11 protein-coding genes are annotated in these 15,291 nt (G+C 60.6%); 9 read left to right on the top strand and 2 right to left on the bottom strand.

Features of this window, described 5'->3' with window-relative positions; genetic code table 11:
- Positions 1-453: 453 nt before the first annotated feature.
- From bcsE to bcsC, 9 genes are read left to right on the top strand one after another with little or no spacing between them, the layout of a single operon-like run.
- Positions 454-1,998, top strand: a complete 1,545-nt coding sequence (bcsE, locus tag FEZ21_RS15260) for a cellulose biosynthesis protein BcsE (RefSeq protein ID WP_003445676.1) — start codon at positions 454-456, stop codon at positions 1,996-1,998.
- On the top strand, positions 1,995-2,195 hold the full coding sequence (gene bcsF, locus FEZ21_RS15265) for a cellulose biosynthesis protein BcsF (RefSeq protein WP_003445678.1): 201 nt from the start codon (positions 1,995-1,997) through the stop codon (positions 2,193-2,195). The genes bcsE and bcsF overlap by 4 nt, the downstream gene beginning before the upstream one ends.
- Positions 2,182-3,828 (top strand): cellulose biosynthesis protein BcsG, encoded by a 1,647-nt coding sequence (gene bcsG / locus FEZ21_RS15270; protein ID WP_003445680.1) that lies wholly within the window; start codon positions 2,182-2,184, stop codon positions 3,826-3,828. Before bcsF ends, bcsG begins: the two co-directional genes overlap by 14 nt.
- Positions 3,798-4,031, top strand: a complete 234-nt coding sequence (bcsR, locus tag FEZ21_RS15275; RefSeq protein ID WP_003445683.1) for a cellulose biosynthesis protein BcsR — start codon at positions 3,798-3,800, stop codon at positions 4,029-4,031. Before bcsG ends, bcsR begins: the two co-directional genes overlap by 31 nt.
- Positions 4,028-4,750, top strand: a complete 723-nt coding sequence (bcsQ, locus tag FEZ21_RS15280) for a cellulose biosynthesis protein BcsQ (RefSeq protein ID WP_003445686.1) — start codon at positions 4,028-4,030, stop codon at positions 4,748-4,750. Before bcsR ends, bcsQ begins: the two co-directional genes overlap by 4 nt.
- Positions 4,747-7,347, top strand: a complete 2,601-nt coding sequence (bcsA, locus tag FEZ21_RS15285; RefSeq protein ID WP_160627730.1) for a UDP-forming cellulose synthase catalytic subunit — start codon at positions 4,747-4,749, stop codon at positions 7,345-7,347. The genes bcsQ and bcsA overlap by 4 nt, the downstream gene beginning before the upstream one ends.
- Complete coding sequence (gene bcsB, locus FEZ21_RS15290; RefSeq protein WP_160627732.1) at positions 7,344-9,665, top strand: cellulose biosynthesis cyclic di-GMP-binding regulatory protein BcsB; 2,322 nt, start codon at positions 7,344-7,346, stop codon at positions 9,663-9,665. Before bcsA ends, bcsB begins: the two co-directional genes overlap by 4 nt.
- 4 nt (positions 9,666-9,669) lie before the next feature.
- Positions 9,670-10,782 carry a cellulose synthase complex periplasmic endoglucanase BcsZ gene (bcsZ, locus tag FEZ21_RS15295; RefSeq protein ID WP_160627734.1) on the top strand — a complete coding sequence of 371 codons (1,113 nt, stop codon included), beginning with the start codon at positions 9,670-9,672 and terminating at the stop codon, positions 10,780-10,782.
- Complete coding sequence (gene bcsC, locus FEZ21_RS15300) at positions 10,770-14,300, top strand: cellulose synthase complex outer membrane protein BcsC (RefSeq protein ID WP_160627736.1); 3,531 nt, start codon at positions 10,770-10,772, stop codon at positions 14,298-14,300. Before bcsZ ends, bcsC begins: the two co-directional genes overlap by 13 nt.
- A gap of 219 nt (positions 14,301-14,519) precedes the next feature.
- Here bcsC and FEZ21_RS22495 read toward each other — a convergent pair whose 3' ends face one another.
- Positions 14,520-14,714: a hypothetical protein gene (locus FEZ21_RS22495; protein ID WP_165439701.1), complete on the bottom strand. Its 195-nt coding sequence runs from the start codon at positions 14,712-14,714 to the stop codon at positions 14,520-14,522.
- Positions 14,715-14,996: 282 nt separating this feature from the next.
- Positions 14,997-15,200 carry a hypothetical protein gene (locus FEZ21_RS15305; protein WP_160627738.1) on the bottom strand — a complete coding sequence of 68 codons (204 nt, stop codon included), beginning with the start codon at positions 15,198-15,200 and terminating at the stop codon, positions 14,997-14,999.
- Between the last annotated feature and the right edge of the window lie 91 nt (positions 15,201-15,291).

The following is a 15,291-nucleotide window of genomic DNA, read 5'->3' on the forward strand; positions in this document are numbered from 1 at the left end:
CCTAAGCAATAGCACGCAACAGGTCACCGAGAAAGCCAGGCGTACACATAAGCGTCTTCGCCTGCGTACAGAGGGCTGAATTCCACGCCCGCAAACCCGCTTTAAACGCGCCCCCTCAAGGCGCCAATTAAATGCCGACGGAAAAATAGGCGGTATTTTTTTGACGACATGTGACTGGAATCATAGTCTCGGATGATTTTTCAGTGATACGATGCGCATCTGCCTACATGCTCTAATTTTAACTACTACTCTTCCAGAGCATTGCTTACAACCAACAAACAGGTGTATTTCGCATCGGGCACCGCTATATAAAATGTCGATCAACATTTGATTGGCGTCAATAATAAGTCACCGCTGCAAGGCATTACTCGAACGCCTTGTATGCAACGAGACAATACTCCCGACAAACATGGGGTGTATTGCAACTCGTATATCCCTGGGGGGACGTTACGCTTGGTTCATATCAGCTTGGCTATCCGTGGATTGCTTGATCAACAGATCGTGTTGCGCACCGGTGGCTTGTATTGGGTCGCGGTCGATCAACAGGCTGATGCAAGGCTGCTGGCCCGACAGTTTCTTGAAGCGATTCCCGAGCATGTACCTGCGACCCTGATTTGCTGTGCGGACGCGGTGCAAAGTATCACCGGCACAATGGCGGCCGATCTGGGCCCCGACAAACTCCGGCAGTTCGAGATCCCCCTCGCCAAAGTCGAGCAAGGGCTCGCCACGCTGACCCGGGATATGGGCCGCATCGGTGTCGCTGCCGGCAGTCAGATTACCTTGCTGCTACCTGCCAGCTGCTGGGCTGAAACCACCACCGCAAAACAGTTGCAACGCTGGTGTCAGCGTCTGCACGAGTGGCTGCAGTTGCGCGATGCAACCTTGCTGGTGATTACCCACGGCGAGGCGCCGCTCCTGCATGCGCAACTGCTGCAACTCAACGAGACATTGTCCGGCCTGGGTCGCCTGTATCGCCATAACGGTGTCATGCGTTACCAACTGCACTTTTGGCACAACCATATGGGGGTAACGGCAGGTCAGGAGTTCAAACTCGCGATCCAGGACAATGCCCTTACCCTGATCCCCGATACCGCAGTCGACGTGCAGCCACGGGTCGGTGACGACCAGCACCTGTACCTGGCCGAACGCGCCGTGCTGGAAGGCACGCCATCACTGTCAAAACACTGGTATCTGTTTGAAAGCCGCGAAGCATTGCTTGCAGAAGCCCGCAACGCCAGACAGGCCACAGTCATTGTAGGGATCGACAACAGCCACCAGCTGCTCGATCTGGCCCAACAACTGCACGACCTGCGGGAACAGTGCGGCCCGACACTGAAGATCGTAGTGCGGGAAATGGAACCCGCCGTGCGCTATCGCGACGAGCGACTGCTGCTGGCCTGCGGGGCCAACCTGATTGTTCCGGACGGCACCCTGCTCTCAAGATTCCTCAGCATGATCGAAAGTGTTCAGGGCCAGCGCTGGCAATACAGCCAGAACAGCGACTTTGCAACGCTGCTGGAACGCCAGCGGCCACCGCAGATTCGCGGTCTGGTAAGCCCGCGGGAATTCTTCGAAACCGTGGAGCAGATTTATAACGACAGTTCCGGTGAAGTCACCCACCAACTGGTCCGGTTTCAACCGGTTCCCGGGCTGGCCGAAGAACTGTTCCTGAACCAGATGTGCCTGCGCCGCTACGGTGACTTTGCCTGCGTGCTGGATGAAGACCTGTATCTGTTTCTGTTCGCCTGCCGTGCCGATGGCCTGGACCCGGCCCTGGGAAATATCTGCCGCCTGCCATGGCGTGACATGTTTCTCCAGCGTCAGGTGCTCACCGGCCCCGATGATCTGCCGCAGGACGCTTTTATGCAGGCCGGATCAGTACCTGCCCACCTGAGTATTCCGATTGAAAACACCGTAATGGCGACACCTGCTGCCGGTAGCCGCATGCCGTTAACACCGCAACGCACCACGTTGCCCATTCGTGAGCCACAAGCATGACGTTCCTTGACCTGATTGATGTGATTGTCCTGACCTGCGTGGTAACCGTGCTGCTGACACTGTTCGCACAGCGCATCCGCAGGTACTTGAAGGATCACTTCGAACAGTACCTGTCACCCCGCTATCTGAAATCCCGCGGCGTTCGACGTCGTGCACCTGCCAGCCCTTCTTTGAGAGCGCCCGATGAGTCTGTCTAAGCCTGCCTCCCCGGCGCACAAGATTTCCGGCTCCTGGCGCGGCCTGGGTGCCTGGAATGTGTATTTCCTCGGCAAATTCCTGCTGACCTGGACCGGTCACCTGAACTTCCAGGTATTGCCCAACCTGATCTTCGCCCTGGTGTTGTTGATCCCCATCGGCCATCCAATGCTGCGCCGCGCACGCACCCTGATAGCAATCCCGGTGGCTGTGGCACTGCTGTACCAAGACACCTGGTTCCCGCCGTTCAGCCGTTTGCTGGCGCAACCCGGGGTACTGGACTTCTCTTTCGACTACATCGTTGAATTGCTCGGGCGTTTCATCGACTGGCAAGTGTGTGCCATGTTGCTGTTGCTGGTGGTCGGCTATCTGTTTCTCAGCCAGTGGCTGCGCCTGACCACCTTCACCCTGCTGGGCTTTGCCTGGTTGAGCATGGGCAGCCTGCAATGGCTGCTGCCCCCTGCCGCCGATCAGCAAATGGCCAGCACCCAGCCCGGCCAGACCGCTCAGGCCGGCAGCGGCGGTGAACCGGACGATGCGACGCTCAATGGCTATCTGGACAAATTCTATCTTGCTGAATCAAGCCGCAAGGTCGAGTTCAAGGACCCCGCCGTCAAGCCACCGCCGTTTGACCTGCTGGTGATCAATATCTGCTCCATGGCCTGGGACGACCTGGATGCCGTGGGCTTGCGTGATAACTCGCTGTTCAGCCAGATGGATGTGATTTTCGACAACTTCAACTCGGCTACAGCCTACAGCGGCCCGGCAGCGATCCGCCTGTTACGCGCCAGTTGCGGCCAGACATCCCACGCTCAGCTGTACAAGCCACCGGCCGATCAGTGCCTGCTGTTTGATGACCTGCGCAAGCTGGGTTTCTCGGATGAGTTGATGCTGAACCACACCGGCGAGTTCGACGGCTTTCTCCAGGAAGTCCGTGAACAGGGTGAATTGCCACAGCCGGCACTGGGGGTTGTTCCGGCTGGCCTGCCACGCACCTATGTCGGCTTCGATGGCTCGCCGATCTGGCGCGACCGCGATGTGCTGAGCAAGTGGTGGCAACACCGCCTGAACGAAAAGCAGCCGAATATGGCGCTGTTCTACAACACCACCACCCTGCACGACGGTAACCGTCAGGTGCAGTCCGATGGCGGCACCCAGGCAGCCGACTACAGCAGCCGGGCCCAGCTTTTGCTCGATGATTTGAATTCGTTCCTTAAAGAGCTGCAAAAAAGTGGCCGTCGGGTAGTTGTGGCCATCGTGCCTGAGCACGGTGCAGCCCTGCATGGCGACCGGATGCAGATTGCCGGCATGCGCGAAATCCCCAGTGACTCCATCACCCACGTTCCGGTCGGCATCAAGCTGATCAATATGGGCGATAACGGTCAGACCGCTCCGGTGCATATCACCGAGCCAAGCAGCTATCTGGCCGTTGCCGAAATCATTGCCCGCCTGTATGCCGACCCGGCCCTCAGTAATGGCCAGACAGTGGACTGGACAAAACTGCTGACTGACCTGCCGCAGACCGCGAAAGTATCGGAAAACTCTGGGACTGTTGTGCTGGACTACAACGGAAAGCCTTATGTGCGAATCAAGGAGAACGGTGGATGGCTACCTTACCCACAGAAGCTCAAATAAGCGCCGACATCCTTTCGCGCAAAGAGCGCGCCGATGACATCGCCCGCCTCAAATCGATGATCGACTTGCCATCGCTCAATTATGTCGACGTCTCGGCGCAGATGGAGTTGCTGCAAGCCTTTGAACGGTGGCCGCTGCTGGCCCATGTCGAAGAGCTGCAAAGGGCGAACACCCAGGACTTGCCCGCGGAGCCGAACCCATGATCTGCGTGAGCCTGCATGGCGTGCGTGGCGGAGTGGGCACCAGCTCCACCCTGGCGGCACTGGGTTACGCACTGCACCAGCTGGGACAAAAAGTCCTGATGGTCGACATGTGCCCGGAAAACACCCTCGGCTTGCACTTCAACCTCAAGCTCGGCCCGCCTGAGGGCTGGGCGCGGGCCACCCTGGACCAGCAACCCTGGCACCAGCAGGCATGGACCGTTGAGCCCGGGCTCTGTGTACTGCCCTACGGTCAGTTGAGCACTGACGAATACCTGCAGCTCGATGCCTTGCTGTTGGCCGATCCCGAACTCTGGAAGCAGCGCCAGGCAGAGCTGGCCGAGGCCTTTGACTGGATCTTGTTCGATCTGCCGCAACGCTTGCCGGGACATGCGGCTAACCCGCACTGCGAGATCGCAATCACCGTAATCAATGCCGATGCGGCTTGCCATGTACTGTTGCAGCCACAGCTAAGCCATGGGCCCTTGTTGCTGGTCAATCGCTATGACGCGGCCAGCCAGTTACAACGTGACCTGGTGCTGATCTGGCAATATCGCTATGCCCGCTACCTGCTGCCGGTCAGCCTGCATAGCGATGAAGCCGTGGGCGAAGCCCTGGCCCGGCGCGAACCGGCAGGCCGTTATGCCCCGGGCAGCCTGATCGCCCAGGACATCCTCAGCCTTGCCAGTTGGTGCCTGCTGCGTGGCCGGAGGCTTGAATGACAGAGCGCTGGTTTCCCTATACCTATTTGCGCCGTGAACAAAACTGCAGCCGTTTCACGGCCTTTGTTCTGGCTTCGCTTCAGGCGCTCGGCTGGATTTTCCTGCGCCTCGAATCCCCCAGCTGGAAAGCCCTGCGCGCACAGCACCGACGTCTGTACCCGCATCTGGCGGACAAGTCCGCGAGCATTGGCGACCCGCTGCGCTATGCGATCCAGAGCCTGTGGCTGCTGCTGGTGCGCCCGGCCGAGCAGAGCCGGGGCCGCCGCTCGCCAGGCAAGTATGTGCGCTCGCTGCTGCAGGCCTTGCTGAGGATTGTGCAGCAGCCCTGGAACCTGCTGTCCAATGCCTTTGTGCGGTTGCCTACGGCGATCAGCCCGCAAGTGATTAAAAGCACGCGCCGCTGGAACACCATGGGCTGGCCCCTGCGCAAGGCGCTGTACATCGCCATTGGCGTGCTGGCAGCGGTATTGATCATTATCTGCGTGACCGAACCCTTCGGGTATCTGGCGCAACTGGTGTTCGTTATCTTGCTGTGGGGCATAGCGATGCTGGTGCGGCGTATACCGGGGCGCTTCCCGACGCTGTTGATGATTGCCCTTTCAGTGATCATCTCGTGCCGCTACCTGTGGTGGCGCTACACCTCGACCCTGAACTGGAACGACTCCCTGGATCTGGTATGCGGCCTTATTTTGCTGCTGGCAGAAACCTATTCCTGGCTGGTGCTGATTCTGGGCTACGTTCAGACCTCCTGGCCGCTCAATCGCCAGCCGGCGCAATTGCCACGCGATACCAGCCTGTGGCCGACGGTCGACCTGCTGATACCTACCTACAACGAAGAGCTCTCGGTGACCCGCGGCACGGTGTATGCCGCGCTGGGTATCGACTGGCCCAAGGACAAGTTGCGCATTCACCTGCTCGATGACGGCAACCGTCCAAGCTTCAAACAGTTCGCCGAGGAAGCGGGCATCAACTATATCGCCCGGACCGACAACCGCCACGCCAAGGCCGGCAACCTGAACCATGCCCTGACCCAGATCGACGGTGAGCTGGTAGCGATTTTTGACTGCGACCACATGCCTGCCCGCTCCTTCCTGCAATTGACCGTGGGCTGGTTTCTGCGCGACCCGAAACTGGCACTGGTGCAAACACCGCACCACTTCCTGTCACCGGACCCGTTCGAGCGCAACCTCGGGACTTTCCGCAACCGCCCCAACGAAGGCGAGCTGTTTTACGGCTTGATCCAGGACGGTAACGATATGTGGAACGCCGCGTTCTTCTGCGGCTCTTGCGCCATCGTCCGGCGTAGCGCGATCGACTCGATCGGTGGCTTTGCCGTCGAAACCGTCACCGAAGATGCCCACACCGCCCTGCGCCTGCATCGCAACGGCTGGAACTCGGCCTACTTGCGCATCCCCCAGGCTGCCGGCCTGGCCACTGAAAGCCTGTCGGCCCATATCGGCCAGCGGATCCGCTGGGCACGGGGCATGGTGCAGATTTTCCGCACCGACAACCCGCTGCTGGGCAAAGGCCTGACCCTCTTCCAGCGTATTTGCTACACCAACGCCATGATGCACTTTCTGGTGGGGCTGCCGCGGATCGTGTTCCTCACTGCGCCGCTGGCCTTTCTGCTGCTGCACGCCTACATCATTTACGCCCCGGCGCTGATGATTCTGCTCTACGTATTGCCGCACATGATCCATGCCAGCCTGACCAACTCACGGATGCAAGGCGCCTATCGCCAGACATTCTGGGGCGAGGTGTACGAGACCGTGCTGGCCTGGTACATCGCACGGCCGACCACCGTGGCCCTGTTCAGCCCGTCCCGGGGCAAGTTCAACGTCACCGCCAAGGGCGGCATGATGGAGGAGAACCAGTTCGACTGGCAGACCGCCAAACCTTACCTGGTGCTGTCGCTGCTCAACGTACTCGGCCTCGGCTTTGCGGTATGGCGCCTGTTTTACGGGCCCAAAGACGAGATCTTCACTATTTTCGTCAGCGTGCTGTGGGTGATTTACAACCTGCTGATCATCGGTGCTGCCGTGGCCGTGGCTGCTGAAGTGCGCCAGGTGCGTCACACCCATCGGGTGCAGACCCGGTTGCCGGGGGCGATCAGACTCAGCGACGGCCACTGCTACCCCTGTGAACTGGTGGACTACTCCGATGGCGGGGTCGGCCTGCAGCTCATTCAGCCCCTGCAATTGCCGGTCGGCACCCTGGTGTCACTGATTCTGCAGCGCGGCAACCGCGAGTTTGTATTCACCGGCAGCCTGACCCGCTCCCACGACATGTTTATGGGTTTGAGCTTCGCCGGGTTGGCGCCCGAACAGAAAATCGAGTTCGTCCAGTGCACCTTTGGCCGGGCCGATGCCTGGCTCGATCACAACAGCGGATTCGAAGCCGACAAGCCGATCCAGAGCCTGAGAGAAATTCTCGCCCTGGGCGCCAAAGGCTATTACCGCCTTTACCAATACCTGCCTGCCTGGGTGCGCACGCTTGCGCGTCCGTTCATGCGAGTTCTTCAGTGGCTGGGCAGCTTTTTGCCGCGCATGCCCAAAGCGTCCACCCCTCTTATCTCCCGGCCAGTGAGCAGATCATGAGTCGATTTTCCAAAAAAGCTTTTTTCGCCAGCCTTGCGCTAATGACCTTCGCCTCACAGCTGATGTCTGCACCGCTGCCATTGCCGGGCAGCTCGCCTGCGCCGCTGCCCAAGCCGCCCGTGGAGGACTCGCTCCAGCCATTGCCGAGCTGGACGGTGACCCGCACCTTTGAACAGCTGGGGCGTGCCACCGACACCCTGCTGCTGGGGATCAACAACTCGGAGCAAGTGGAGTTCACCCTGCGCCGCGACCGGATTGCCAGCGATGCCCGCCTGCAACTGGAGTACACCCCCTCGCCCTCGCTGATCCCGACCGTCTCCCATATCCGGGTGTACCTCAATGATGTGCTGATGGGGGTGCTACCCATCGACAAGGATCAACTGGGGCGTAAAACCACTCAGCAGATGGCCCTTGATCCGCGCCTGATTTCGGACTTCAACCGGGTTCGCCTGGAGTTTATCGGCCACTACACCGATATCTGCGAAGACCCGGCCAACAGCACCCTGTGGGTCAATATCAGCCGTTCCAGCAGCATCACCCTGCAAGAGCAGGCGCTGAGCCTGACCAACGATCTGGCTTTTTTCCCGCTGCCGTTCTTTGATCCACGCAACAGCGGAAAACTTGAACTGCCGTTTGTATTCGCTGCCAACCCGACCCTGGGCGAACAGAAAGCCGCCGCCATTCTGGCGTCGTACTTCGGCAGCCAGTCCAACTGGCGCGGCGCCAGTTTCCCGGTGCTGTATGACGCTTTGCCAAGCGTACAAAACAAGGAAGCCACTCAGCCTTCGGTGGTGTTTGCCACCAATGATCACCGCCCGGCGTTCATGAGCGACCTGGAAAAATTCCCGGCCGTGACCGCGCCTGTGGTCGAGCTGATTGACCACCCGGATGCGCCTTACAGCAAAATCCTGCTGATCATGGGCCGTAACGAAGAAGACCTGGCCACCGCGGCCAAGGCCCTCGCTCTGGGCGGCAACCTGCTGCGCGGCTCTCGCGTGACCATCGACAAGGTCGAAGAACTGCAGCCCCGCAAACCTTACGATGCCCCGGCCTGGATGCGTACCGACCGCCCGGTGCGCTTCGCCGAGCTGATCAGCTACCCGCAGCAGCTGCAAGTCAGCGGATTGCAACCGCGGCCGATCACCCTGGATGTGAACCTGCCACCCGACCTGTTTGTGTGGCGCAACCAGGGCATTCCGTTGCGCACCCAATACCGTTACACCGCACCGTCGGCCAATGATGATTCGCGCCTGAACATCAGCCTCAACGAACAGTTCATCACCAGCCTGCCTTTGGTCCGCAAAGACACCAGCAGCCTTGAAGAACTGCGTCTGGCGGTGCTGTCCAACGACACGGCCAATGCCAATGACAAGCTGGTGGTACCTTCGCTGAAAATTGGCGACCGCAACCGCCTGCGTTTCGACTTCAACTTCGCCAGTACCATGGGCAGCGCCCAGCGTGATCGTTGCCAGACCATACTGCCGGCCAACACCCAGGCCATCATCGATGAAGACTCGACCATCGACCTGTCCGGCTACCACCACTACATCAGCATGCCAGACCTCAAGGCCTTCGCCCGCAGCGGTTTCCCGTTCAGCCGCATGGCCGACATGTCGGAATCGATCGTGGTGGTGCCGGCCAAGACCACTCCTACCCAGATCAGTACCCTGCTTGAAGCCGTGGCCGGGATTTCTGCCCGCTCCGGCTATCCGGCCTTCGGTTTGCGCCTGAGCGATGACTGGCAGGCGGCAGCCAAAGAAGACGCTGATCTGCTGTTGCTGGGGCAAATGGCACCGGAGATGCGCGACAATCCGGACCTGAGCCTGTTGCTGCAACGCCAGCGCGACATGCTGGTACAGCCTTATGGCAATTCCGCCATCGATGCCAACAATCGCCGCGGCCCGTCGCCTGATCAGCGCAACAAACCGGCCAACCGCACAGAGGTCACGGCCCAGGCACCGATTGCAGCCATTCTGGGCATGCAGTCACCGCACCATGACCAGCGCAGCATCGTTGCACTGCTGGGCAATGACGACGCCGACTACAACCTGCTGCGTGATGCCATCGGCGACAGCGGCAAACTGGATGCAGTGGCAGGCTCTGTTGCGCTGATTCGCAGCAGCGGGGTTTATAGCCAGCTGGTCGGGGACCAGTACTACGTGGGTAATCTGCCGTGGTACCTGCTGCTGTGGTATCAACTGTCCGAGCACCCGGTGTTGCTGGCGGTACTGGCGGTCATCAGCGTTCTGCTGACAGCCTTCCTGCTGTGGCGGGCCCTGAGCTGGGCAGCCAACCGTCGCCTGAACAAGGATGACTGAGACCATGGGACGCCTTGCTGCACTGGCCCTGTCCGTGACCCTCGGCGCCTTGCCCCAGGTGGTGAGCGCTGCTACCTGTAACTGGCCCGCCTGGGACAGTTACAAGAAGGCGATGATGAGCGCCGACGGACGCATTATCGATAGCTCCTCGGCGCAGCTGATCACCACCTCCGAGGGGCAAAGCTACGGGCTGTTTTTTGCCCTGGTGGGTAACGACCGGCAAGGTTTCGCAAAGATTCTCGACTGGACCCGCAACAACCTGGCCCAGGGCAATCTTGATAAGCATCTGCCCGCGTGGCAGTGGGGACAGTCCAAGAGCGGCAAATGGCAAGTGCTGGATAGCAACAACGCCAGCGATTCCGACCTGTGGATTGCCTACAGCTTGCTGGAGGCCGGGCGGCTGTGGCAGTGGCCGGCTTATATCGCGCAAGGGCAAAACATGCTCTGGCGCAGCGCCGCCCAAAGCCTGCGCACGTTGCCCGGGCTGGGCCTGATGCTACTGCCCGGTGATGTGGGATTTGACAGCGATCAAGGCTGGCGCCTGAACCCCAGCTATATGCCGCCCCAACTGCTGGCCCGCTTTGCCCAGATCTCACCTATCTGGGCCGAGCTGGCAAGCAATCAGCAACGTCTGCTGATCGAAGGTTCGCCCAAGGGTTTTGCCCCTGACTGGCTGCTGTGGCAAGCCGCAGGCGGCTGGGCCCCGGACCCCAAGGATGGCAGCGCGGGGGACTACGATGCGATCCGCGTCTACCTGTGGCTCGGCATGCTGGCCCCGGACGCGACCAATCGCCAGACCCTGCAACAGCACTTTGCCCCCATGGTCAATCTGACCCGGACCCTGGGTTATCCGCCAGAGAGCGTAGATGCCATAACCGGCACCTACACCGGCACCGGTCCGGTGGGTTTCTCAGGGGCCCTGTTACCGCTGCTCGCCAGCGCCGATTCACCGGCGCTGGCGGTCCAGCAGGCTCGCGTGCAGCAAGACCCGCCCGCGGCCGATGCTTATTACAACCAGTCGTTGCTGTTGTTCGGCCAGGGCTGGGATCAACAACGCTATCGCTTTGACAAGGATGGTCGGCTCAGTCCTGCGTGGGCGAACACATGCAAAAATTAACGACATGGGCGTTATTGCTCAGCGGTTTTTCCACTGCGGCCATGGCCCAGCCAGTCAGCGTGCAGGATCAGCAACAGTGGTTGCTGGAGCAGGTGCGGATCGGTGAAGCCTTGTACCGCGAAGATCTGGTGCGCGACTCATTGGCGCGCCTGAGCCTGATCGCACCGAACAATCCCCAAGCGCTGGTGGCCTCGATCCGCCAGGCCTTGCTGGACAAAAAACCGGGGCTGGCAAACCAGCGCCTTGCACAATTGCAAAGCATCGCGCCCGACTCGCCAGCGCTGCGCCAGGCCCAGAGCCTGATGAAACTGCAAGACCCGCAAAGCCAGAAAGCCCTGCAGCAGGCCCGCCTGTTTGCCGCCGCAGGCCGCCCGGAAGAAGCTGCCACCATTTTCGAGCAACTGTTTGGCAATGCGCCTCCGGATTTCGCCACCTCACTGGAATATCTGCGTATTCGCAGCAATATCCCCGGCCAACGGCCCAGGGTGATCGAACAACTGCGCGCACTGGATAGCCAGTACCCGGGTAACGTGGGGCTGCGCCAAACCCTGGCCGATTTGCTGTTCCGTGAGAATCGGGCACCTGAAGCGCTGGTGGTGCTGCATCAACTGTCAACCGACCCGCTGGCCAGCAACTCCGCCGCCGAGCGCGAATACCAGTACCTCAATGGCCAGCCCGTGAATCGCTCTACCGCCCAGGCCTGGCAGGCTTTTGTCAATCGGTACCCGGCCTCCCCGCTGCTTGGCGAAGCCAGCAAAAATCTGCAGACCCAACAGCATTTGCTTGGTGATCCGGCCTGGCAAGCAGGCGCACAGGGCAAGCAGATGATTGATCAGTCCCGTAACCCTGTGGCCGCCGAAGGTCTGCTGCGCCGTGCCATCAAGCAATATCCCGAGGACCCGACGCTCTACGGAGCATTGGGTATGGCCCTGTTTCGCCAGGGCCGCTATCAGGAGTCCAGTGCCAATTTCGCCACCGCGCGGACCAAGGATCAGGACACGTCCAATATCAGCAAATGGCAAGACCTGATGGACGCCAGCCGTTATCGGATGCTGCTCAGTCAAGGCGACAAGGCCCTGGAGCAGAACAACCTGGTCGCTGCCCGCAACGCTTACCAACAAGCGCGCAAAGCCAAACCTGCGGATGCCGACCCGCTGATCGGGCTGGCCAGCGTTGCCCGTGCCGGACACGATGATATCCAGGCTGAAGCCCTGCTGCTGCAGGCCCGTCGCCTGGAACCCGGCAATGGCAGTGCGGTGCGCGCTCTGGTGCGCCTGTATACCGCCCAGTCACCGGACAAGGCCAAGGCCTTCCTCAATAGCCTGCCCCCTGCCAGTCAAAGGGAATTCGCCGGGTTGCGCCAAAGCCTGGAGCTGGACGAGCTCAACCGCCAGGCCGATGCCGCCGCTGAGCGCAAGGACTGGCCCCAAGTGGTGGCGCTGCTGAGCAAAATCCGCAACTTGACCCCCGATGAACCCTGGCTGACTTATCGCCTGGCCAATGCCCAGCGCGAAATCAATCAACCGGGCGCCGCCGACGCCAGTTTCAAACAGCTGATGCAGCGCCAGGGCAAAAATCCGCAGGCGCTTTACGCTTACGCGCTTTACCTGTCGAGCACCGAGCGCGATGCCAGTGCCTTGAGCACGCTGGAACTGTTGCCCAGGGCGCAATGGACTGACGACATGGTTCAGCTCGATGCGCGCTTGCAGCGCAACGTGCTGGTGGCCCGGGCCGACAGTCTGCGCGCAGCCGGCCAGGAGCCCCAGGCGATTGCCCTGCTGATGCAAAAACCCGACAACGACGACCTGATGACCGTTGGCAGATGGGCCCAGGAACGCGGTGACTTTACCCAGGCGCAAAAGCTGTACAGCCAGGTGCTGAAGAATGAACCTGGCGACATCAATGCGCAGTTGGGACAAATCGAGAGCCTGATTGCCAGTAAGCAACTGGCCCCGGCCCGTCAGCAGTTGGCACAGTTCAAGCCGGCTCCGGGCGTGGTCTTGACCCCTGCGCAACAACGCCGGGTGGCCAACGCCTGGTCCGACGTGGGTGAACCGGGGAAAGCCCGGGCCATGTACGCCGAGCTACTGAAGACGCCCCAGGCCGACCCGTTGATGTACCGCGATGCAGCGCGCCTGATCTCCGCGACTGAGCCGCAGCAAGCCCTGGACTATTACGCCAAAAGCATGGCCGGAGCCGGGTTGCTGCCCGCGCAGCAGGCCAGCCCGCGGGACGATCGCGCCATGACCATGGCCAGTCGTGAAAAAGACGATGACCAATGGCTGGCGAGCAGCCTGCGAAGTGACGTGGATGAACTGTACCAGCGACAAAATCCGACGCTGCATCTGTACACCGATTACGGCTGGCGCTCGGACAATGCCTCCCAGGGCACCTCGGATACGGACACCCGGACCACCATCCTGCAACTGGATTTACCGATTGCCGATGGTACCGGCTTTATGCGGGCCGAGCAGATCAACATGGATGCCGGGGCTTTCAAAGCCGACCCGGACGGTCTTGTCCGTGAGAACTATGGCACCTGCGGGGTAGCCGTAAGGCGCAAAGGCACCGACGGACCGGACTTCTCGGGCTGTGAGGACCGCTCGCAATCGGCCAATGGCACCATGCTGGCGGCTGGCTGGAAGAATGAGACATGGAACGTTGATATCGGCCGCACGCCGGATACGTTCAAAGTGCCTAACTGGCTCGGCGGCGTGGCCTACAGCAGCAAGATCGGCTCAGTGGGCTGGACGCTGACCGGATCGCGCCGGCCTTTGAGCAACTCGATCCTGTCGTACTCCGGTGCGACCGACCCCAATACGGGCGTGACTTGGGGGGGTGTGACCTCTAACGGCGTAACCCTGAGCCTGAGCCACGACGAAGGCGGTGTTGACGGCGTGTGGGCCAGTCTTGGGCAGCATTGGCTGGTTGGCAAGAATGTCGAAGACAACCACAAGAACACCGCCATGGCGGGCTATTACTATCGCCTGGTGGAGCGCGCCGATGAACGCATGCGCACCGGTCTGACCGTGATGTACTGGAGCTACGACAAAGACCTGAGCGAATACACCCTGGGCCAGGGCGGGTATTACAGTCCCCAGCAATACTTCTCCATCGGCGTACCGCTCAACTACGCCTTTCGTACGCCCAACTGGTCGGTATCCCTGGAAAGCTCGGTGGGCTGGTCGTACGCCCAAACCAAGTCCAACGACCTCTACCCTCTGAGCGGGCTGAACGACAAGCTTCTGCACGCAGTGGATCAGGCCGGTTACGAGCTATCGGAAGGGTTGGGAGAGACGTCGGGAGGCAACAGCAATGGCATCGGCATTCGCCTGCAGGGCCTGGTAGAACGCCGGCTGACGGATAATCTGGTGCTGGGCGGTGGCTTGCTCTATCAACACAGTGAAGGCTACGCCCCAAGCCGGGCGATGCTCTACCTGCGGTATACGTTTGACACCTGGCAGGGCAACTTGCCGATGCCGGTGCAACCGTTGATACCGTATGCGGACTTCAGATAGCTGATGCGCATGCTCTTTTTTGTTGTGGGAGCCGGCTTGCCGGCGATGCGGGTAACGCGGTTCATCAGGTAAACCGCGTCGCCGCCATCGCGAGCAAGCTCGCTCCTACAGGCCCGGGTTGAACATGCTGCTTTTGTTGTGGGAGCCGGCTTGCCGGCGATGCGGATAACGCGGTTCATCAGGTAAACCGCGTCGCCGCCATCGCGAGCAAGCTCGCTCCTACAGGCCGCGGTTGAGCATGCAGTTTTTTGTTGTGGGAGCCGGCTTGCCGGCGATGCGGGTAACGCGGTTCTTCAGGTAAACCGCATCGCCGCCATCGCGAGCAAGCTCGCTCCTACAGGTATAGGCCGGTGTTGAGCATGCTGTTTTTGGTGTGGGAGCCGGCTTGCCGGCGATGCGGGTAACGCGGTTCATCAGGTAAACCGCATCGCCGCCATCGCGAGCAAGCTCGCTCCTACAGGTATAGGCCGGGGTTGGGCATGCTGTTTTTTGTTGTGGGAGCCGGCTTGCCGGCGATACGGATAACGCGGTTTATCAGGTAAACCGCGTCGCCGCCATCGCGAGCAAGCTCGCTCCTACAGGTACAGGCCGGAGTTGGGTATGCTGTTTTTTGTTGTGGGAGCCGGCTTGCCGGCGATGCGGGTAACGCGGTTCGTCAGGTAAACCGCGTCACAGCCATCGCGAGCAAGCTCGCTCCTACAGGTACAGGCCGGAGTTGGGCATGCTGTTTTTTGTTGTGGGAGCCGGCTTGCCGGCGATGCGGATAACGCGGTTCATCAGGTAAACCGCGTCGCGGCCATCGCGAGCAAGCTCGCTCCTACAGGTATAGGCCGGGGTTGGGCATGTTGTTTTTGTTGTGGGAGCCGGCTTGCCGGCAATACGGATAACGCGGTTCTTCATGTAAACCGCGTCGCCGCCATCGCGAGCAAGCTCGCTCCTACAGGTACAGGCCGGGGTTGGGCATGCTGTTTTTATTGTGGGAGCCGGCTTG

The organism is Pseudomonas sp. 9.1(2019), assembly GCF_009910445.1.
In the GTDB taxonomy this organism is placed as follows: domain Bacteria; phylum Pseudomonadota; class Gammaproteobacteria; order Pseudomonadales; family Pseudomonadaceae; genus Aquipseudomonas; species Aquipseudomonas paraversuta.

What these genes read in the sequence shown, in the direction of transcription:
- bcsF (WP_003445678.1), top strand. Translation starts at nt 1,995, where the DNA reads ATGACGTTCCTTGACCTGATTGATGTGATTGTCCTGACCTGCGTGGTA.
- bcsG (WP_003445680.1), top strand. Translation starts at nt 2,182, where the DNA reads ATGAGTCTGTCTAAGCCTGCCTCCCCGGCGCACAAGATTTCCGGCTCC.
- bcsR (WP_003445683.1), top strand. Translation starts at nt 3,798, where the DNA reads ATGGCTACCTTACCCACAGAAGCTCAAATAAGCGCCGACATCCTTTCG.
- bcsQ (WP_003445686.1), top strand. Translation starts at nt 4,028, where the DNA reads ATGATCTGCGTGAGCCTGCATGGCGTGCGTGGCGGAGTGGGCACCAGC.
- bcsA (WP_160627730.1), top strand. Translation starts at nt 4,747, where the DNA reads ATGACAGAGCGCTGGTTTCCCTATACCTATTTGCGCCGTGAACAAAAC.
- bcsB (WP_160627732.1), top strand. Translation starts at nt 7,344, where the DNA reads ATGAGTCGATTTTCCAAAAAAGCTTTTTTCGCCAGCCTTGCGCTAATG.
- bcsZ (WP_160627734.1), top strand. Translation starts at nt 9,670, where the DNA reads ATGGGACGCCTTGCTGCACTGGCCCTGTCCGTGACCCTCGGCGCCTTG.
- bcsC (WP_160627736.1), top strand. Translation starts at nt 10,770, where the DNA reads ATGCAAAAATTAACGACATGGGCGTTATTGCTCAGCGGTTTTTCCACT.
- FEZ21_RS22495 (WP_165439701.1), bottom strand. Translation starts at nt 14,714, where the DNA reads ATGAACCGCGTTACCCGCATCGCCGGCAAGCCGGCTCCCACACCAAAA.
- FEZ21_RS15305 (WP_160627738.1), bottom strand. Translation starts at nt 15,200, where the DNA reads ATGAAGAACCGCGTTATCCGTATTGCCGGCAAGCCGGCTCCCACAACA.